Origin of the sequence: Glaesserella parasuis (genome assembly GCF_017352235.1) — a bacterium.
Taxonomy (GTDB): domain Bacteria; phylum Pseudomonadota; class Gammaproteobacteria; order Enterobacterales; family Pasteurellaceae; genus Glaesserella; species Glaesserella parasuis.
The window spans coordinates 1,291,423-1,312,449 of record NZ_CP071487.1; the positions used below are offsets into that span (position 1 = coordinate 1,291,423).

The following is a 21,027-nucleotide window of genomic DNA, read 5'->3' on the forward strand; positions in this document are numbered from 1 at the left end:
TTATTTAAAGATCACATCATCTTTTGGATCATATTTTGACGCATCAATTGGTGAATTTTCTTCAAAGTATTTTTTCAACATTTCAGCATCAATAAAGCCTGTATTCACATAGCTTGGGTGTTTTTTCAGGATTGGATAACCATCACCACCTGCTGCACAGTAATCAGGCACAGACACTTTGTAAGTTTTATTGAGATCAAGCGGTTTACCACCGACTTTCACATCAGACACCTGTTTTGCAGTACGATCAACAACCATAGACACGCCTGCAAATTGTGGATACGCACCCATATCGACTTCTTTTAGGGCAACAACATTGAGGTAATCAATTAACTCTTTACCTGTTAAATCAACGGTTGCAATCATATTACCGAACGGCTGAACAGTAAGCAGATTTTTGTAAGTGACCTCACCTTCATTGATTGAAGCACGGATACCGCCAGAGTTCATAATACCAATATCGGCTTTCACACGTTCCATTTGTGCTTGAGCAATTAAGCGACCTAAATTCGTTTGGTGGAAACGGATAACTTTACGATCACCCTCAAGGATACCACCTTTCACTTCACCGACTTTCACACCCAATAATTTATCGCCTTCATCTTGATATTTTTTCAAGTGCTCAAATACAGCTTTATCTTCAGGGATCTCTTCTTGATACAGTTTGTACTCGCTCTTACCGTCAGCTAACTTAATTTTTTGTTTAAGATTGACAGGGATAAGCTCATATTTGACTAGTTTCGTTTCACCATTTTTAAATTCAAAATCAGCACGACCCAAGAATTTACCCCATTCACCTGCTTGAACGATCCAAGTGCCGTTTTGGAAATCAGGTTTACACTCTTCACCCGGTGTATATTTGAGTTTAAATACGCCTTTCTCATCAACACAAACGGTATCGTGAGTATGTCCGCCGATAATCAAGTCAAAAGCCCCTTTATCCAAGCCACGAGCAAGAGATACATCGCCTGGAGCATTCATACCGTGTTGTTCATCAAAGTAGTAGCCCATATGAGTAAGCGCGATACTTACATCTGGTTTTTCGGTTTTCTTCACTTGGGCAAGGGTTTCTTTTGCGGTTTTAATTGGATCATTAAACACCACATTTTCAGTCACATCAGGGTTACCAAGTTTTGCCGTATCTTCTGTAGTTAAACCGATTACCGCAAATTTCAAGCCACCTTTATTAAGCGTAACATAAGGTTTTACAAGGTGTTTGTTTGTTTTTTTGTTGATAACGTTTGCAGAAATGAACGGGAATTTAGCCCATTTTTCTTGCATATCAAGCACTTGCAGAGGGAAGTCAAACTCGTGATTACCCAACACTGCCACATCAAAACCAAGCATATTCAAGCCTTCAATATCTGGTCTTGCATTTTGCATATCAGACTCAGGTACGCCCGTATTGAAGTCACCTGCGTGAAGTAAAACAACCTCACCGCCTTTTTCAGCCACTTCCTTACGGATTTTGTCGATCAAGGTTTTTTGAGCAGCAAATCCATATTCACCCTTATCATTTTTCCAGAAATGACCGTGGGTATCATTAACGTGTAATACGGTAAACCTATAGGTTTTATCCGCTTCATACGCCATCGCAGTAGTAGCTCCCATAAGAGCCAAAGCAAGTGGAGTTTTATTAAATTTCATATAAGCTCCTTTAGTTTTGACAGAAATAAGTGAAAAACTCACTGGATTACAAACATAAAATCAGTAACCAAGTAAGCCCTGTGATAAGCATTGCAACAAAAACAGCGGCAGAGCCAATATCTTTCGCACGACCTGATAATTCATGATATTCAGACCCGATACGATCCACCACAGACTCTACAGCACTATTGAGTAGCTCAGCCACTAACACAAGCAACACCGAACCGACTAATAGAATTTTTTCGATTGCCCCATCGCCTAAATATAAACCGACAGGAATGAGAAAAAAAGAAAGCCACACTTCTTGACGAAATGCGGCTTCGTGAATATATGCACTTTTCAGACCTTTCATTGAATAGCCTGTAGCACGGACAATGCGTTGAAAATTTGCTTTGTTTTCAGGTTTCATTAACTTTATAAATAGAATACGACTAATTAGTCTTATTCTAACGCAATTACCTGTTTATGGAAACAATTCATTTAATAGTGAATATGTATTTATTTTTGCAATGGAAATCTAACCAGTGCTTGATATTACATATTAATTGTATTAAAAGCAGAAATTCCTATAATTTTTCCACATTATCTATTTTGCTAACCCACCTAACCGCTTCATTCCAATCTTCCCTCCAATCTTTCAATAATTCAACCCAAGAAACGAGATTATTTTCCCACTCATTTCCATTATCACTTTGAGCTAATTGCGCAATTTGTTGTAAATGAACTAAGCCCACAGATGCCAATGCCCCCTTGATTTTATGCGCTTCATCCGCAACACATTTACGTTTCTGTATATCACCAGTCTCTTGCCAATCCTGTAAATAATCATTTAAATTCTCTAAATAATTAGGCATTAAGTTGGCAAAGAGATCTAATGTTGATAACACATTCTTTTTACCCATTACCTCAACCAACTCTTGAAGCATTTTAGGATCAAAAGACATTTTACTTATCGGTTCTGACAAGACTACATCGTCCGAGGATTCCTCTAAAAACCCTTCATCAAAATATCTATTTAAGCATTCAGATAAAGCCTCTAATGATAGTGGTTTACGTAAAACATCATCCATTCCTTGTTGCTGATATTCAGCTTTGGTTTGCATAATATTTGCTGTCAAAGCAATTAATAAAGGCAGATAATCAACATCTCCGTCCTCATACCTCTGACGTAATTTTTGTGCTATTTCTACTCCCGTAGTATCAGGCAACTGAATATCTAATAAAATTAAGTCATAACTATTTTTATCAAATAACTCAAATGCTTCTGCTCCTGTCATTGCAACATCAACATTACACCCAAACTTATCCAACATAGCTTTTGCGACGACAATATTGACTTCAATATCCTCTACCAGTAATACTTTTAGTGCATGTGTATTTATTGCTACTTCTTTATAATGATTTGCTTCATCAGCTTGAATGATAAGAGTAAAAACAGAACCTTGATTTAATTCACTCTCAACAGTTAAATCTCCGCCCATTAAGCGAGCTATACGTTTCGATATTGCTAAACCAATACCACTTCCCTGAGCTTTCTTACCCTGGGAATTTTCTGATTGATAAAACATTGCAAAAATTTTACGCTGCTCACTTTTCTTTATGCCAATCCCTGAATCTTTCAAAATAAAAGCATAATGATCATGATCTCGACGTTCCACTTTTAGTGAAATCTCTCCCCCAGAAGGGGTAAATTTGACGGCATTATTCACTAGATTCCATAAAATTTGACTAAGTCTAGCATTATCTACACAGACAAAATCAGGTAAATTATCATCGTACTGAATTGTAAATTTAATTTTTTTCTGCTCTGCCATTAAATTAGCAAAATGGCTGATGTTACTGATTAATTGTGAGAATTCTACTTCACTACGAAATAACTCAATGCGGCGACTATCAATTTTTTCCAAATCAATAATATCACTGAAAATATGCCCTAACGATACAGCACTAATATTAATTGTTTTTAAATACTCTCTTTGTTGTGCAGATAATTCACCTTCTAATAAAATACGGCTTAAGCCAATGATACCATTTAGAGGTGTTCGTAACTCATGACTGATTGTGGCCATCAACGTTGACTTATCTCGGCTATTTTTTTCAATCATTTCTTGATATCTTTTACGCTCAGTAATATCTCTTCCAAACCCCATAATACAGTGACATTCATTTACTCTATCATAGTAAGGCACCTTACGAATTTCAAAGCAGGAAAGTTTATTGTTAGAATGGCGAATCCACTGTTCGTAAGTAACTCCAGTATTACTAATTAGAGTATCTCTATCTGTATCTAGAATTAATTTAGCGGTTTCTTTAGGATAAATATCTTTTGGAGTAAGATGAAGTAACTCTTTTTCTGAACGTCCCGTTAAAACTTCCATTGCCCTATTACATCCGAGAAATTCCCCATGTTGATTACGATAAAAAACAAGATCTGGAGAAGCATCGAAGAAAGAACGTAAAAATTCAGCCTGTTGTTCTAACTCTACATTTAAACGAGCATCTTGTTCACGTAACAAGGAAAGATCATTCAACGATTGCTCCAAACGAATACGAGAACGTTCAAGTTTTTCTAAAATTAGATTAAAAAAATAAATCACGAAAGGAGCCGATGTTAGACCAAAAATAATAGAACGAAAAATATCGCTAGTATTTATGCTCCCAGTAAATATCCAGCTCAATAGGCTTTGTGTAAAAATTGCAAACACCGCTAAAATAATCAAACCCAATAATGCGGATTTCCCTTTACCTAAACGTAATACCCAATTGACATAACGCTGGGCATATTGCTTTGGATTTTTCATTATTACCTCATCAATATTCGCCACTACTCATAAGAACCAATCTTAGTTGATTGATTCTTTTAATTCATCAAAGAGGCTAAAAAATTTAATTGATATTAAACGCTTCAATATAAGGAAGAATTCCTTTTTTAAGCATCTTAGGCACGGTATGTTCATAATTTCCATTAAATCTAACTTCAAAATTAATACCAAAACGATTATCATAGTAGAAATCATTTATTGTATCGCTTTTCCCCATCGGAGTTGAAATCAAATGTCTAGAAGTATAAAAATTTGCACTCCAACAACAAGTGCTATAATTTAAACCCAATTGACTCTCAACCAGTTTTTTTAAAGCAATATCTTGATAGTGGCTCATTACTATTGATACATTATTGCTCAATGACCAAGCTATAATACCTCCAACTTGCTTAATATCCTGCCCATAGCGATTATCACTTAAATTTTGATCTATATAGTTTTTGCTTGCATAACGATAATTAAGCTGAATCACGTTATTATTTTTAGGCTTAAATTGTAATGAAACATTTGCTAACGATGTTTCGTTTAGACGTGTATCATATTGATAACTTCCATGCCAATTCCAGTTTGAATGAAATTTCCAGTTAGATTCTAATGACCAAGAAGATGAGTGTTTTGTATCGCTATTTAACGACTCACTATCAACTCTTGAAGGAGATAAATATTGAATCTGTCCTGCACTAAAGTTAAATACTTCTTTTCCTGTTTTGTCGCTAAAAAATCGTGTAGTACCGCCTAACGTAACCTGATTCGCAGAGGCAATGCGGTCCAACCCACTATAACTGCGCTCATTAAATAAAGAGTAATAATCCTGCTGCAATAAAACGGAGTCATAACCTAAACCTAAATATTTAGGATTTCTAACTCCAATATTTCCTTGATTTTTATATGGACGATATAAATATTGTATTGTTGGCTCAAAAACTTGTGAAAACCCATTAAACAAAGGTCTTTCCTTTTCCAAGACAGTTTTAAAATCCAACTTAAATTGAGGTAATACCCGGAGTATATGTGACTCTATCGGTATTGCTTGTGCTTGCCCCAGTTTCTGTAAATAATAGGTGGTATATAGCTTAGTTTCTAAAGCTAAACTTCCTAACTGGTTAACAAAAGGAACATTTAAACTAGGTTCTAAATGAAAACGCCACGCTGATGGCATGAGTTTATTTTGATTAACAAAATGCGCCATCTGCCCAAACATCTTGAAATCAACATCAGAAACTAAATTATTTTTATAGTAATTAAGCTCAATCTTTGGTAACACATGATAGGTAGTGCTATCATTTTTTACGTAAAATGACTGAAATTTTTTTCCTGAAATAGAAAAATTATAATCTGAATGATAGTACCCTAATTTAAACTGCTGTACCGCATAACCATCAGTACTATTCCCGTACATAGAATTAAAATCAGAAAAGTACCGACTATCACTAACTCTTGTATAATCAACAGCTAATCTCCAATTATTAAAAAAACTCATATCATGTTGCCAAAATAGCATATAACGAGATTTACTATGATTTGCCCAATTTTCAAGTCGATCCTTACCTAAATATTCACCGGCTATTTTACCTTCTCCTAAATAAGTTAAATAACGCAGTTCAGGTGCAATCTGCCAACCACGTTTTGAATAGTATGTTGGTACAAATGTCATATCCATGTTAGAAGCAATATTCCAATATATTGGCTGTGCATATATATAACCATCTCGTCTTGAATGACCAACACTCGGAGCCAATAAACCAGAACGACGACGATCCCCTATTGGAAATTGCAAATAAGGAGAATAGAAAATAGGTATACCCAATACTTTAAAACGCGCATGCCATAATTCAGCATATTCCTCTTCAACATGCTGAACCATTTCATTAGCTTCAATAGCCCAGGAGTTATCATGAGGTAAACAAGCTGTAAAAGTTGCATTTTTCATTCGACGGGCTTGTTCAGCTATCATGACTTCATCAGCAATACCTCTTCCTTGTCGACCAACTAAATGGTAATCGACCCCGCCTAACTGAGCATCATAGTTGTTCAAATTAATCTTTGCATTATTACCTATCGCATTAATGAAATTATCCCGATAATCGAATTTACCGATTAAATAAGCAAAACGCATCTGTTCGTTATTCTGTTCTACCTTAGCTTTTTCTGCAATAAGAGAACGATTACCTTGCTTAACACTAACTTCACCAAAATATGTTGCCTCAGAAGGATAATTCATTTCCATACGATCTGACTCAATATACACAGGTAGAAGAGTCTGATCACCTTGTATAATATCCCCCTGAAAAGTAGGAATTCCTTGTAAACATTGCATTCTCAAATCTGCTATTACATATTGACTACAGCAAGCTGCAACAATAGCAATAGAAAGTAAACTATAACGATATGGTTTCATAATTTGATTCTACTCACATTTGTAAACAAATAAGCCTATGTAACCGCCTTATTTGCAAACATTATCATTAAATGATTCTTGAAAATTGTTGTCTTTTAGCTTGCTGTCTTGAATAAATATCAAAGCACATACAGATATTTCTGATCAATAAACGCCCTCGAGGCGAAACAACAATCCCCTTTTCACCAATCTCTAGCAAACCATCTTTTGCTAACGGTGCTAATAGTGATAAATCCTCTGCAAAGTACTGATTAAAATCAATCTGATAATCTTGCTCAAAGCGGTCATATTCTAGCTTAAAATTACAAATTAGGGCTTTGATCACATCACGGCGTAAACAGTCATCTTTAGTCATACTCAAACCTTTGTGTAATGCAATACCACGCATTTCCACCTCGGTATAATACTGTTTCAGCTCTTTATGGTTTTGAGCGTAGCTATCCCCCAGTAAACTAATTGCCGATACCCCTAAGCCTAACAAATCCGCATCTTCTTGGGTAGTATAGCCTTGGAAATTACGGTGTAATTCCCCTTTTGCCTGAGCACTCGCCAGTTCATCATTAGGCTTTGCAAAGTGATCCATACCGATAAATTTATAACCTGCGTTACCTAAAGTTTCAATCGTTTTCTGTAAAATTTCGAGCTTCGTTTCAGGGGCTGGCAACATTTCATCTTTAATTTTGATTTGTGCTGCAAAACGACTTGGTAAATGAGCATAGTTAAACACGCTCATTCGATCAGGATTTAACTGAATCACACGTTCTAAGGTAAACATAAAACTTTCTACCGTTTGTTTCGGTAAACCGTAGATCAAATCAATATTCGTTGAGGTAAAACCTAGCTCTCTTGCACGTTTCATTAATGCAAAAATAAATTCCTCGTCTTGCTCACGATTAACCAGCTTCTGAACCTCTTTATTGAAATCTTGGATCCCCATACTAATACGGTTAAACCCAATTTCACGCAAATGCTCGAGCATTTCTAACTCAATCTCTCGCGGATCCATTTCAATACTGATCTCTGCATTATCGCTCACGTTAAAATGTTTGCGTAACATCGCCATCAAACGTAACGATTGATCTTCATCAAGATAGGTTGGCGTACCACCGCCCCAGTGAATTTGAGTTACTGTTCTATCCTTAAATAAATCCGCACGGTATTTAATCTCTTTTTCTAAATAATCCAGATAAATATCGACTTTATGCTGGTGGCGTGTAATGATTTTATTACAAGCACAGAAATAACAGAGCTTATGGCAAAATGGAATATGCACATAAAGTGAAAGTGGCTTATTAGGATAACGTGCAGCAGCAGCTTTAAAATCATCATCATTGTAAGACTCGTTAAACTCTAACGCTGTTGGGTAAGAGGTATAGCGAGGTCCTGATTGATTATATTTTTGGATAAGATTAATATCCCAAATGATGTCTGTCATTGTTATTTTAACTCTTGTTTAAATTGCTCTATGTCGCTTAATAATTGATGAAGTTCCTGCTTAATCTGCTCAGATAACTCGGCCTCTTTCGATTCACGCTCTAGGTCAAGTCTCATTCGTTCATTACGTTTTAATTCCTTACGAGCCTCTAAAATTGGCATTGATTCAACCACTTGATACAGTGCCCACATCGCTGGATATTGACTTAATTTTTTGCCCAATACATCAAGTAATGGTTTCAATCGTAATACCCCTTCAGAAAAACCGCATTGCTCTGCCAGCATTGCTCGCCCAATAACATCAATGCTCTCTATAATCGAACGATAGCGATTAAGTTGTGCCTCTTTTAACTGTTTTTTCTGTTTTTTTAATTTAAGCCATAAGGAAATTGCGTAACCTGCCATCGACAGCACAATCAAAATAGCCAAAATAATTAGAAAAAATCGCATTATCATTTTTAACGGAATTTATTAATGTCCATCGTTTCAAATTGACGTAGCAAATCTTCTGCTTCGTCTTCTTCATCTTGAATCCCCAATTCAGTCATCAATTCGTGAACACGGTCTAAACATTCATCAACAAATTTCTGATCCTGGGCAGATAATGTTTTACCTGCTTCCAAATCATCTAATAGCTGATTTAAACATTCATTATTTTCTAACTGTTCTAACTCTTGTTCAGGGCTTAAACGAGGTTTTTCAACTTCAATTGGCACAGGTTTAATAACACGACCTTTTTCTGGTTGATTAACAAATTCCACCATCAAAGGCACTTTTTTACGGCTACCAATACGCGGATCTTTTACCTCTTTCTCAACTTTTTGTTTTTGCTCATTCCCTTCATTCGTTCGAGAGCCTGACGGTAAACCTTTATGCTTACGTTTTTTCTTTTCCTCACGCGCAGCTAAATCTAGTTCATAACGCGTTGGTTTACGACTTTTAGAAGGTTTTGCTTTAGGTTGTAAGGGTTTATCTGCCTTTCTTGCAGGCATAATGTCGGTAAGACGACGACTTTTCTTTTGACGACTCATAATGTAATTAGTGAATAAAAATAAACTGAGATTGTATCACTAACTGGAAAAAATAGAAAAGGGTGATATAAATCAATCCATGCCTATACTCAGGAATTTAATTATTTTTTATCATCTTCATCTGTGAAGGTTCCAAGGTTGTCGCCTCTTTCCCCAACAATAAACTCACTGCCATCGCACTTCGTGCAAAAAATTCACGAATCCGAACTTTATAGTGAGCATCTGGATATTTTGCCGCAAAACAGACCGCTTCAATTTGGTGAAATTTTGCAATAAATAAGGCTCGTTCACAATGAAACTGCTGAGAAATGATGATAAAGGGTTGTAATTGAAACACTTTATCCGCCCGAATAATCGAGTCTAATGTATTGTAACCAGCATAATCTTGTCTAATTCTCTGCCACGGAATCCCCATTTGGCGTAAATCACGGGTCATCATTTTTGGCTCATTATAGTAAGCGGTCTTATTATCACCGCTCACTAATAAATAATTGACCTTGTTATGCTCAAATACCGCTTTAGCTGCATCTAAACGATATTTGTAGTAAAGATTAGGCGAACCCGACGGATAATACTTTGCTGTTCCCAAAACCAACGCATATTCCCGTTGGGGTAATTGACGTACATCAGTATAAATTTGATCTCGCACCCAATACCCTGTTGCAAAATCAATGGCAAACATCAGCAAAAAAAGAGGAAAGCACAATCCCAATATGCCTTTCATCAGCCAAATGCTTACGCGAGCTACCCAACGTCTCCCCGTTGTTTTTGCTGTCGATTGCTCTGTTTGAGATTGTTCCGCCATCATCTACTTCTGCTGAGATTGTTTCGCTTCGGCGTGTGTAATATACATCGTCGCCCCAATAATAATTGCTGCCCCTAACCATAGCTTACCTGGCGGCACCCAGTTAAAGACAAGCCAACCTGCCAAAACGTTCAATGGCAACTTAATAAAATCAAAAGGTTGAATATAAGACGCATCGGCTAAACTATAGGCTTTAGCCACAGCAAGCTGTGCTAACGCCGTAAAAAATCCCAGTAAAATTAAGAAACCAAAATCACTAAATGATGGCAAACTAAATCCTTCAGGGCTTAAATTAGTCAATGCAATCAACAAGTTAAATGGCGTAATTAAAATAAATAGATAGGCGACCATTGTGGTTGGCGAATCTTCATTAGACAGTTTTTTCACCATCAACGAATAGCACGCCCAGAAAAATGCGGCAGCAACAGGCAATAACACCACCCACTCAAAATTTTCTGACCAAGGCTCTAAAATAATCATTGCCCCCACAAATCCCAAGAAAGTCACAATCCAGCGTTTTGTATCCACTTTCTCTTTCAAAAACAGCCCAGAGCCAATAGTCACAAACAGTGGTGATGTCATCAACAACGCAATCCCCTGCCAAATGGGAATAGGATAAGCTAAAGCCATTGTCCAACACTGAATACCGATTGCCGACAAAAACACCCGAAAACAGTGCATACCAAAATGCTTCGTCCTCAACGACTGAAAAAAGCCCATATTTGCCATACTTGGCATTAAAAAGACAAAAGCAACAAGGTATTGCACCAGAGCAATAACACTGGCATCAATTGTTGAAACGGAAGTTAATTTAGGAATAAGCGTATTGACACAAGCAAATAAAAAGCCTGCGGTAATAATTGCAATAGCGCCTTTGACGGGGTGGTGATGTGACATAACTACTTAAAAATGAAAACAAAATAAGCCACTAGCATAGCCGAGCTATAATAAATTGCAAGTTTGATTTTCAGGTTACACATTACCAATCGATATATAACATAGTAAATAACGTAATAATCTCAACCTAAAGCGTTATCGTCTAACTTCCTGAGCAATTTGATAATCGTCAAAACTTCATCAACGGAAATCTCTATATTCCCTACGAACGACTTAATCGGGTCAATTTTCTATTTTGTGAGGAAATTATATGAAACATCAATCAGACAGCAGCCATTTTTCGGCAGAACGACGTTCGTTTCTCAAAGGTGGTGCTGCGTTAAGTGGGGCGGCACTTGCAGCAAGTGCTGTTCAAATTCCAATTGCAAAAGCTAATCCAAAACCAACCGCTTCTACAGCGAATGAAAAACTTGTTTGGAGTGCTTGTACCGTAAACTGCCACAGCCGTTGCCCGTTGCGTATGCACGTTCAAGATGGAGTGATTAAATATGTAGAAACTGATAATCTTGGTTTAGACAATTACGGCGATTTCCACCAAGTGCGTGCTTACCGCTTGTTAGCTTTGTTTCATCTATTGAACACAAACTACCAACAGCGTGGCAACCGTTAGGGCGTGTAGTGGTTGCTATTTCAGGTTTAATTTTTATCGGGGCAATGGCAAAACTCTACCTAATCCCAACTGTGCCAACGTGGAATAGCGTCTATACGCCAGTATCGTTTTTCTTAACGGTTATATTAGCTGGTTCTGCTTTGGCAGTCGGCTTATTACAAGCGGTACGTTGCGGTGAGTATTTACAAAAAACCTTGGTTGGTATTGCAATCGTTGGGGCGATTGCCACTGCAATTAGCACCTACTTGAACTATCAATATCTCTTAGGGGTAAAAACGGCGATATTCACTGCATTAGATCTCGTACCTGATTATCTCACTATCACCTTTATCCACTTTGGATTGATTATTGTCGATATTGTCTTATTGCTAGTAGCACTGAAAAAACGCACTACACTCATCAGCTTCAGCGGATTTGCGTTAATCCTGATCGGCGAATTACTCGGTAGAACCTTGTTTTACGGATTACATATGACGGTAGGATTGAAAGCGTTAGGGGGCTAACTTATATAGCATTTCTTTCACTTCCCTTCCCTCTTACGAGGGAAGGTGGAATAGCATAACCTGATAACATGTCAAAGATACTTGAATTAAACAAGAAAAATTTGACAGAAGCAAAGGCAAAGTGAGATGGTGGTAAGAACGCTCCAAATTACTTTGTCATCGTCCCGACCAAAAAAGTAGATTACTTCTTCCACCCCTTCAACGCATCTGCAAAAGCATTGTTGCCAAAACTTTGACGTTCAGACTTTTGCGAGCGGTCGGATTTGCCAAACTCTTTGCGTTTCTCACCGCTTGTATCACGTTTATCCGTTGGCTTATCGTCCAAACGCATCGTTAAGGCAATACGTTTACGAGCCACATCCACTTCTAACACCTTCACTTTAACCACATCACCTGTTTTCACCACTTGGTGCGGATCTTCAACAAAACTGTTCGACAACATTGAAATATGCACTAAACCGTCTTGATGAACGCCAATATCCACAAACGCCCCGAAGTTAGTTACGTTAGTGACAGTGCCTTCTAAAATCATACCGACTTTCAAATCGCTGATTTCTTCTACGCCGTCCATAAAAATTGCCGTTTTGAACTCACCACGAGGGTCACGCCCTGGCTTTTCAAGCTCTTTGAAAATATCGTTTACCGTTGGTAAACCAAACTGTTCATCAACAAAATCTTTGGCATTCAAACTATGAATTTTCGTTGAATTACCCATCAACTCACCTAACGTAGAAGCGGTTGCTTGCAAGATTTTTTCCACTACAGGATAGGCTTCTGGGTGAACACTTGAAGCATCAAGCGGGTTCTTTCCGCCTAAAATTCGCATAAAACCAACACACTGCTCAAAGGCTTTTGGACCTAAGCGAGCGACTTTTTTCAGATCAGAACGGGAATTAAAACGCCCGTTTTCATCACGGTAAGCCACAATATTTTGAGCTAAGGTTTTCGTCATACCTGCCACACGCGCAAGCAATGGTGCAGAAGCGGTATTTAAGTCCACACCTACCGCATTTACACAATCTTCGACTACCGCATCAAGTTTACGCGCCAGTTGCGACTGATTGACATCGTGCTGATATTGCCCTACACCAATCGCTTTAGGTTCAATTTTCACCAATTCCGCCAACGGATCTTGTAAACGGCGAGCAATCGACACTGCACCACGCAAGGATACATCAAGTCCAGGGAACTCCGCCGCCGCTAATTCTGAAGCCGAATAAACCGATGCTCCAGCTTCACTCACCACCACAGTTTGCAGTTTATTCTCTTTGATCTCTTTAATCACTTCTTTGGCAAAGCGTTCCGTTTCACGGGAAGCCGTGCCGTTACCAATCGCAATTAAATCCACATTATGCTGTTTAATCAGCTTATAAATGGTCACCATTGCAACGTCCATCTGTCCCGTATGAGGATAAATCGTGGTGCTATCCAATAATTTACCCGTATTATCGACCACAGCCACTTTCACCCCAGTACGCAAACCTGGGTCTAATCCCATTGTATTTCTTGCCCCTGCTGGTGCAGCCATTAATAATGCTGATAAATTACGTGCAAACACATCAATCGCTTCTTCTTCCGCTTTTTCTCGCAATGCCCCCATTAATTCCGTTTCAAGGTGTAACAACGCTTTGATTTTCCACGTCCACGCAATCACCTGTGAACGCCAGCTGTCTGCCGGTTGCTGACGAAGTTGTACGCCTAAATGTTCACGAATAATCTCTTCACAATAACTTGAACGGCTACCTTCTTCCGCATCAGGATCGGCATTCAAATTAAGCGACAAAATGCCTTCATTCCGCCCACGGAACATCGCTAAGGCACGATGTGACGGAACATTTTTCAACGGCTCACTGTGAGCAAAATAGTCACGGAATTTCTCGCCTTCTTCTTCCTTACCGTCAATCACCTTGGCTTCAAGGGTGGCATTAGTGGTCAGATATTGACGTAATTTTGCAAGCAGATCTGCATCTTCGGAAAAACGTTCCATCAAAATATATCTTGCCCCATCAAGTGCAGATTTCACATCTGCCACACCTTTTTCTGCGTCCACATAGGCTTCGGCGACTGTTTCAGGCACTTGGCTAGGATCGTTCCAAAGACTGTCCGCCAACGACTCAAGCCCTGCTTCAATCGCAATTTGCCCACGAGTACGGCGTTTTGGTTTATACGGCAAATAGAGATCTTCAAGTTCCGTTTTACTCTGCGTTTGTTCAATTTTCTCACGCAGTTCATCGGTGAGCTTGCCTTGCTCTTCGATGGATTTCAAAATAGTTTGACGGCGGTCGTTTAGCTCACGCAAATAGAGTAAACGAGTTTCAAAATGGCGAAGTTGAGTATCGTCCAATCCGCCTGTGACTTCTTTACGATAACGAGCGATAAACGGAATGGTATTTCCTTCATCAAGTAAAGTCATCGCTGCAAAAATTTGTTCAGATCGCACCGCTAACTCTGCGGCAATAATTTGGCTGATTTGGTGGTTGAGTTCTGTCATTGGGTATCCTGTAAAAACACACTAAATTTACAAGGCATATTTTAGCAGGGAAATGGGAAAATTTCTGAGAAAAAAGAGGTTACATATTAGTATAAAACCTCTCATTCCGAGAGGTTTTATTGCACTCTAATTATCTTTTCTTCGCTTTTGGATTTGGAAGGTCTGTGATAGAGCCTTCAAATACTTCTGCTGCAAGACCTACAGACTCGTGTAGAGTTGGGTGCGCGTGGATAGTTAATGCAATATCTTCTGCATCACAGCCCATTTCAATCGCTAAACCGATTTCACCTAACAATTCACCGCCGTTAGTACCCACAATTGCACCACCAAGTAAACGATGTGTATCTTTATCGAAGATTAATTTTGTCATACCGTCTGCACATTCAGACGCAATCGCACGACCTGAAGCAGCCCAAGGGAACTTCGCCACTTCGTAGTTTAAGCCTTCTTGTTTACACTCTTTCTCAGTTTTACCTACCCAAGCTACTTCTGGCTCAGTATAAGCAATAGATGGGATCACTTTTGGATCGAAGTAATGTTTTTGTCCTGCAATTACTTCTGCAGCAACGTGACCTTCGTGAACACCTTTGTGTGCTAACATTGGCTGACCCACGATGTCACCGATAGCGAAGATGTGTGGCATGTTAGTTCGCATTTGTTTATCTACCGCGATAAAGCCACGATCATCAACATTCACACCTGCTTTACCTGCATCTAATAGTTTGCCGTTCGGTACACGACCGATAGCTACTAATACTGCATCATAGCGTTTAGTATCGTTGCACGCTTTGCCTTCCATTGAAACATAGATACCGTCGTCTTTTGCTTCAACTGCAGTCACTTTAGTTTCAAGCATTAATTTGAATTTCTTCTCAATGCGTTTGGTGAAAATTGCTACAACGTCTTTATCCGCTGCTGGAATAACTTGGTCGAACATTTCAACCACTTCCACTTCTGAACCTAAGGCTTGATATACCGTACCCATTTCTAAACCGATGATACCACCACCCATAATGAGTAATTTTTTCGGAATTTCTTTTAATTTAAGTGCGTCTGTTGAGTCCCAAATACGCGGATCGTGGTGTGGGATAAATGGTAATTGAATTGGGCGAGAACCTGCTGCAATAATCGCATTGTCGAATTTAATGGTTGTTGGGTGTCCATCGCGGTCACGAGCAACTAGCGTATGTGGATCAGCAAAGGTTGCCTGACCTTCAACAACAGTCACTTTACGCGCTTTTGCCATACCTGCTAAACCGCCAGTCAGTTTTGCAACTACCGCTTCTTTACCTGCACGCACTGTGTCTAAATCAATGGTTGGTTCGCCAAATGTAATACCATTATGCTCTGCGCGTTTTGCTTCTTCAATGATTTTTGCAACGTGTAATAATGCTTTAGACGGAATACAACCTACGTTTAAGCACACACCACCAAGGGTTGAATAACGTTCAACTAAGACTGTTTCTAAACCTAAATCGGCACAACGGAAAGCCGCAGAATAACCTGCTGGACCTGCACCGAGTACCACTACTTGTGTTTTAATTTCTTGGCTCATAAAATTTTTCCTCTTATGTAGGGACACACTGCGTGTGTCCGCGGACGCAAGCATTGCGTCCCTACAATAAGCGGTCTTTTTTGCAGAAAATTTTGCAAATCTGACCGCTTATATCAATTACATTACTAAACGACGAATGTCCGCAAGTACACCGTTAATGTAGCTTAAGAAACGAGCACCATCCGCACCGTCAATTACACGGTGGTCGAAAGATAATGATAACGGAAGCATTAAGCGTGGCTCAAACTCTTTACCGTTCCATTGTGGCATCATTTCTGATTTCGATACGCCTAAAATTGCAACTTCAGGGGCATTCACGATTGGTGTGAAGTGGGTTGTACCGATACCGCCTAAGCTTGAAATGGTGAAACAACCGCCTTGCATATCTGCTGCAGTTAATTTACCTTCACGCGCTTTCTTAGACACTTCCATTAATTCACGAGAAAGCTCAACAATGCCTTTCTCGTTCACATTTTTAAATACTGGAACAACTAAGCCGTTTGGTGTATCTACTGCAACGCCGATATTAATATATTTCTTAAGGGTAAGTTTTTGACCGTCTTCAGAAATTGAGCTGTTGAAACGTGGGTACGCTTCTAACGCTTTCGCTACCGCTTTCATAATGAACACCACTGGCGTGATTTTCACATCTAATTTTTGTTTTTCAGCCAGTTTGTTTTGTTCTTTACGGAAATTCTCTAAATCTGTGATGTCCGTACGATCAAAGTGTGTAACATGTGGAATCATCACCCAGTTACGATGTAAGTTCGCACCTGAGATCTTATTGATACGGCTTAATTCAACTTCTTCAATTTCACCAAATTTGCTGAAGTCCACTTTCGGCCACGGTAATAAGCCTAAACCTGCACCGTTCGCTACGCCATTGCCTGCTGCTGGAGCTTTACCTGATTTCACATCTTCAAATACTTGAACCGCAGTTTTCACATAAGCTTGAATATCTTCTTTAACGATACGACCTTTGCGACCTGTACCTTTGATACGATCTAAGTTTACACCAAACTCACGCGCTAAGCGACGAATCACTGGGGTTGCGTGAGCATAAACTGCACTTGCAACCACTTGTTCTTGGCTTAAACCAGATACATTACCTGATTGTGCTGGCTCTGCTGCAACCAGTGCAGGTGTTGCCACCGATTGTGGAGCTGGCTCAGCTGCAACAGGTGCTGGAGCAGCTGCCGGTGCTGCACCTGCGACTTCAAATTTCATAATTAATGAGCCAGTTGAAACTTTATCGCCAACATTGATTAAAATCTCTTTAACTACGCCTGCGACCGGTGCTGGCACTTCCATAGATGCTTTGTCACCTTCTACGTTGATGATAGATTGATCAACGGCAACGGTATCACCTACTTTGACCATAATTTCAGTCACGTTGACTTCATCGCCACCGATATCTGGTACATTGACATCAACAACTGCACTCGCTGTCGGTGCTGCCGCTGGAGCTGGTGCAACTTCTGCGACCGCTTGTGGTGCTGGTGCTGAACCTGCTGCTTCTAAAACTAACATTGGTGAACCTGTGGTCACTTTATCGCCCACTTTCACTAAAACTTCTTTTACCACACCTGCTTCTGGTGCTGGTACTTCCATAGAGGCTTTGTCACCTTCTACATTGATAATAGATTGGTCAGCAGCAATAGTATCGCCCACTTTGACCATCACTTCGGTTACGGTAACTTCATCACCACCGATATCTGGAATTTGAATTTGTTTTGACATTTTTATTTTTCCTTAATCATTCCCCCCCTTTGAAAAAGGGGGGCAAGGGGGGATTTTATGCGTATAACGGATTAATACGATCTACATTTAAGCCAAATTTCGCAATAGCATCAGCAACAACTTTGGTTTCTACTGTGCCTTCTTTCGCTAATTGACTTAACGCAGCAACAACAACATAACGTGCATCTACTTCAAAGTGTTCACGTAAGTTTGCACGGCTGTCTGAACGACCGAAACCGTCTGTACCTAAAACGTGGTAGTGTTTGCTTGGCACATACGCACGGATTTGCTCTGCGTAAAGTTTCATATAGTCAGTTGACGCAACTGTTGGTAAATCCGCTAACACTTGTGAAACATAAGGTACGCGTGGGGTTTCTGTTGGGTGTAATAAGTTCCAACGAGCAGCATCCGCACCGTCACGACCTAATTCGTTGAATGAAGGTGCTGAGAAGACATCTGCAGTGACACCATATTCATTAGCAAGGATTTGTGCCGCTTCACGTACATGGCGCATGATTGCACCTGAACCTAACAATTGAACGTGGCCTTTGCCTTTACCTTCTACTGTTTCAAACTTATATAAACCTTTACGGATACCTTCTTCCGCACCTGCAGGCATTGCTGGTTGTTCGGTAATTTCATTTAATGTCGTGAGGTAATAGAACACATCTTCTTGTTTTTCACCGTACATACGGTTGATACCGTCTTGAACGATAACAGCCACTTCAAAGGCAAATGCTGGATCGTAAGTGATACAGTTCGGGATAACGCCTGCTTGGATATGGCTATGACCATCTTCGTGTTGTAAACCTTCACCGTTTAAAGTTGTACGGCCTGATGTACCACCGATCATAAAGCCACGTGCTAATTGGTCACCCGCTAACCACATCATATCGCCAACACGTTGGAAGCCGAACATTGAGTAGTAGATGAAGAATGGGATCATCGGTTGGTTGTTTACAGAGTATGAAGTTGCTGCTGCAACCCAAGATGCCGTTGCACCTAACTCGTTGATACCTTCTTGTAACACTTGGCCGTCTGTTGCTTCACGGTAGTAAGCCACTAAATCACGGTCTGACGGCACATAGTTTTGACCATGTGGGTTATAAATACCGATTTGACGGAATAAACCTTCCATACCAAAGGTACGAGCTTCGTCCGCAATGATTGGTACGATAGTTTGACCGATATTTTTATCTTTTAATAAGATATTTAATACACGAGAGAATGCCATTGTGGTTGAAATGTCACGTGGTTGTGCATCTAATAATGCTTGGAATTCTGATAATGCAGGTACTTGGTACTCAATATCGAATTTCGGTTTACGTGCTGGTAAATAACCATTTAATTCTTTACGACGACCGTGTAAGTAGTTGTACTCTTCTGAACCTTCTGGGAAAGTTACATATTCTAAGTTTTCTACTTGTTCGTCCGTTAATGGTAAATGGAAGTAGTCACGGAAGCCTTTTAAGCTATCTAATGACATTTTTTTCGATTGGTGAGCAGTGTTTTTACTTTCTGCTTCAGGGATTTTATAGCCTTTTACTTGGTGAGCTAAGATAACCACTGGTTTATTTGAACGTTTCGCACGCTCAAATGCGGCATACATTTTCTCTGAATCGTGCGCACCACGACGTAAGTGCCAAATTTCATCATCAGTCATATCAGCAACTAATGCAGCAGTTTCTGGATAACGACCGAAGAAGTGTTCACGTACATAAGCACCATCTTTTGATTTGAAGGTTAAGTAGTCACCATCAACTACTTCCATCATTAATTGTGCTAACTTACCTGACGTATCTTTAGCGAATAATTTATCCCAGTTGCTGCCCCATAAGACTTTGATGACTTCCCAGCCGGTACCTGTAAATAAACCTTCTAATTCTTGAACGATTTTACCGTTACCATTTACTGGACCGTCTAAACGTTGAAGGTTACAGCTAATAACGAAAATCAAGTTATCTAATTTTTCACGACCTGCAACGGTTAATGCACCTTTAGACTCGATTTCATCCATCTCACCGTCACCTAAGAAGGCATAAACGGTTTGACCTGATGTATCTTTAATACCACGGTTATTTAAATATTTTAAGAAACGTGCTTGATAAATCGCATTAACTGGACCTAAACCCATAGATACGGTAGAGAATTGCCAGTATTCAGGCATTAATTTCGGGTGAGGATAAGAAGATAAACCATCAGCAAAAGCTTCTTGACGGAAATTATCTAATTGCTCTGCGGTTAAACGGCCTTCTAAGAAAGAACGTGCATAGATACCTGGTGCGGCATGACCTTGAGAATAAACTAAGTCACCTCCGTCTTTATCTGTGGCTGCTTTGAAGAAATGGTTAAAACAAACTTCATACATGGTTGCAGCAGATTGGAAAGTTGAAATGTGACCACCAAGATCCAAATCTTTCTTCTGGCTACGTAACACCATTGCAATCGCATTCCAGCGAACTGCTGAACGAATACGACGCTCAATTTCTTGATTTCCTGGATAAACAGGCTGTTCAGACACTGGAATGGTGTTTACATAATCAGTTGTTACGCCTGATGGAAGCCCTACACCCTGAGTGCGAGCATGTTGCATTACTTGTTGAATAATAAATTGAGCACGCTCAGTGCCCTCTTCTTTAACTAAAGAGTTTACTGAGTCTAACCATTCTTGCGTTTCGAATGGATCTACGTCATGTGCTAACATTTCTGACATAGTCTTTTCCTTTTTTTATCTGATGAATAAAACATTGCAAAATTGTTACAATTTTGCCAACCGTTGAAACTTTAACCAAAAGTCCGTTATTTATTTTTGTTTTAGATCAATAAAACACGGCAAATAGCCCTACTGACATTCGTAGAGCTACTTTTAGGAAAGCGTCTATCGCCTTGATTTTCAACGACTTTTTTTTGATTTATCAAAAATTGTTGAAAATTTATAGACAAATTTGACCTCAAGATAGCAAAAACCACTTATTTTGTCTATTTTTCAAAGCCTAAAATGTTAGCTTCATCACAGATTATTTCTTTAGGCAAACGTTTGCTTTTTGTGATACACTTCTCACCGCTTGTATTACACTCAATCCAAAGGGACAAA

Annotated in this window: 15 protein-coding genes; 2 read left to right on the forward strand and 13 right to left on the reverse strand. The window is 39.3% G+C overall.

What is annotated here, in order from left to right:
* The 9 genes from ushA to J1G47_RS06525 form a co-directional block, all read right to left on the reverse strand.
* Complete coding sequence (ushA, locus tag J1G47_RS06485; RefSeq protein WP_112062923.1) at positions 1-1,647, reverse strand: bifunctional UDP-sugar hydrolase/5'-nucleotidase UshA; 1,647 nt, start codon at positions 1,645-1,647, stop codon at positions 1-3.
* A gap of 46 nt (positions 1,648-1,693) precedes the next feature.
* Positions 1,694-2,056: a diacylglycerol kinase gene (locus J1G47_RS06490; protein ID WP_005711576.1), complete on the reverse strand. Its 363-nt coding sequence runs from the start codon at positions 2,054-2,056 to the stop codon at positions 1,694-1,696.
* Between the two features lie 157 nt (positions 2,057-2,213).
* Positions 2,214-4,448, reverse strand: a complete 2,235-nt coding sequence (locus J1G47_RS06495; RefSeq protein WP_010786895.1) for an ATP-binding protein — start codon at positions 4,446-4,448, stop codon at positions 2,214-2,216.
* Between the two features lie 85 nt (positions 4,449-4,533).
* A complete protein-coding gene (lptD, locus tag J1G47_RS06500; protein ID WP_005711580.1) occupies positions 4,534-6,867 on the reverse strand; it encodes an LPS assembly protein LptD in 2,334 nt (777 codons plus the stop codon).
* 67 nt (positions 6,868-6,934) lie between these two features.
* Positions 6,935-8,302 (reverse strand): oxygen-independent coproporphyrinogen III oxidase, encoded by a 1,368-nt coding sequence (hemN, locus tag J1G47_RS06505; RefSeq protein WP_010786893.1) that lies wholly within the window; start codon positions 8,300-8,302, stop codon positions 6,935-6,937.
* A gap of 2 nt (positions 8,303-8,304) precedes the next feature.
* Positions 8,305-8,754: a DUF2489 domain-containing protein gene (locus tag J1G47_RS06510; protein ID WP_026917088.1), complete on the reverse strand. Its 450-nt coding sequence runs from the start codon at positions 8,752-8,754 to the stop codon at positions 8,305-8,307.
* 5 nt (positions 8,755-8,759) lie between these two features.
* Positions 8,760-9,332 carry a Der GTPase-activating protein YihI gene (gene yihI / locus J1G47_RS06515; RefSeq protein ID WP_010786892.1) on the reverse strand — a complete coding sequence of 191 codons (573 nt, stop codon included), beginning with the start codon at positions 9,330-9,332 and terminating at the stop codon, positions 8,760-8,762.
* A gap of 97 nt (positions 9,333-9,429) precedes the next feature.
* On the reverse strand, positions 9,430-10,137 hold the full coding sequence (locus tag J1G47_RS06520) for a SanA/YdcF family protein (protein WP_021118970.1): 708 nt from the start codon (positions 10,135-10,137) through the stop codon (positions 9,430-9,432).
* A 3-nt stretch (positions 10,138-10,140) separates the two neighbouring features.
* Positions 10,141-11,034: a DMT family transporter gene (locus J1G47_RS06525; RefSeq protein ID WP_160403121.1), complete on the reverse strand. Its 894-nt coding sequence runs from the start codon at positions 11,032-11,034 to the stop codon at positions 10,141-10,143.
* Between the two features lie 250 nt (positions 11,035-11,284).
* Between J1G47_RS06525 and J1G47_RS06530 the strand changes: the two genes are divergently transcribed.
* On the forward strand, positions 11,285-11,644 hold the full coding sequence (locus tag J1G47_RS06530; protein ID WP_021118971.1) for a twin-arginine translocation signal domain-containing protein: 360 nt from the start codon (positions 11,285-11,287) through the stop codon (positions 11,642-11,644).
* Positions 11,608-12,147: a dimethyl sulfoxide reductase anchor subunit family protein gene (locus tag J1G47_RS06535; protein ID WP_080698202.1), complete on the forward strand. Its 540-nt coding sequence runs from the start codon at positions 11,608-11,610 to the stop codon at positions 12,145-12,147. Before J1G47_RS06530 ends, J1G47_RS06535 begins: the two co-directional genes overlap by 37 nt.
* Before the next feature lie 181 nt (positions 12,148-12,328).
* Here J1G47_RS06535 and J1G47_RS06540 read toward each other — a convergent pair whose 3' ends face one another.
* The 4 genes from J1G47_RS06540 to aceE form a co-directional block, all read right to left on the reverse strand.
* Complete coding sequence (locus J1G47_RS06540; protein WP_207326517.1) at positions 12,329-14,638, reverse strand: Tex family protein; 2,310 nt, start codon at positions 14,636-14,638, stop codon at positions 12,329-12,331.
* 130 nt (positions 14,639-14,768) lie between these two features.
* Entirely contained in the window at positions 14,769-16,193 is a 1,425-nt protein-coding gene (gene lpdA, locus J1G47_RS06545) for a dihydrolipoyl dehydrogenase (RefSeq protein WP_075605593.1), read from the reverse strand.
* Between the two features lie 117 nt (positions 16,194-16,310).
* Positions 16,311-17,933: a pyruvate dehydrogenase complex dihydrolipoyllysine-residue acetyltransferase gene (aceF, locus tag J1G47_RS06550; RefSeq protein WP_207326518.1), complete on the reverse strand. Its 1,623-nt coding sequence runs from the start codon at positions 17,931-17,933 to the stop codon at positions 16,311-16,313.
* Positions 17,934-17,988: 55 nt separating this feature from the next.
* A complete protein-coding gene (gene aceE, locus J1G47_RS06555; RefSeq protein ID WP_207326519.1) occupies positions 17,989-20,646 on the reverse strand; it encodes a pyruvate dehydrogenase (acetyl-transferring), homodimeric type in 2,658 nt (885 codons plus the stop codon).
* Between the last annotated feature and the right edge of the window lie 381 nt (positions 20,647-21,027).

Bases quoted from the DNA above. Each gene is read 5' to 3' on its own strand.
- ushA (WP_112062923.1), bottom strand. From the start codon at position 1,647: ATGAAATTTAATAAAACTCCACTTGCTTTGGCTCTTATGGGAGCTACT.
- J1G47_RS06490 (WP_005711576.1), bottom strand. From the start codon at position 2,056: ATGAAACCTGAAAACAAAGCAAATTTTCAACGCATTGTCCGTGCTACA.
- J1G47_RS06495 (WP_010786895.1), bottom strand. From the start codon at position 4,448: ATGAAAAATCCAAAGCAATATGCCCAGCGTTATGTCAATTGGGTATTA.
- lptD (WP_005711580.1), bottom strand. From the start codon at position 6,867: ATGAAACCATATCGTTATAGTTTACTTTCTATTGCTATTGTTGCAGCT.
- hemN (WP_010786893.1), bottom strand. From the start codon at position 8,302: ATGACAGACATCATTTGGGATATTAATCTTATCCAAAAATATAATCAA.
- yihI (WP_010786892.1), bottom strand. From the start codon at position 9,332: ATGAGTCGTCAAAAGAAAAGTCGTCGTCTTACCGACATTATGCCTGCA.
- J1G47_RS06520 (WP_021118970.1), bottom strand. From the start codon at position 10,137: ATGGCGGAACAATCTCAAACAGAGCAATCGACAGCAAAAACAACGGGG.
- J1G47_RS06525 (WP_160403121.1), bottom strand. From the start codon at position 11,034: ATGTCACATCACCACCCCGTCAAAGGCGCTATTGCAATTATTACCGCA.
- J1G47_RS06530 (WP_021118971.1), top strand. From the start codon at position 11,285: ATGAAACATCAATCAGACAGCAGCCATTTTTCGGCAGAACGACGTTCG.
- J1G47_RS06540 (WP_207326517.1), bottom strand. From the start codon at position 14,638: ATGACAGAACTCAACCACCAAATCAGCCAAATTATTGCCGCAGAGTTA.
- lpdA (WP_075605593.1), bottom strand. From the start codon at position 16,193: ATGAGCCAAGAAATTAAAACACAAGTAGTGGTACTCGGTGCAGGTCCA.
- aceF (WP_207326518.1), bottom strand. From the start codon at position 17,933: ATGTCAAAACAAATTCAAATTCCAGATATCGGTGGTGATGAAGTTACC.
- aceE (WP_207326519.1), bottom strand. From the start codon at position 20,646: ATGTCAGAAATGTTAGCACATGACGTAGATCCATTCGAAACGCAAGAA.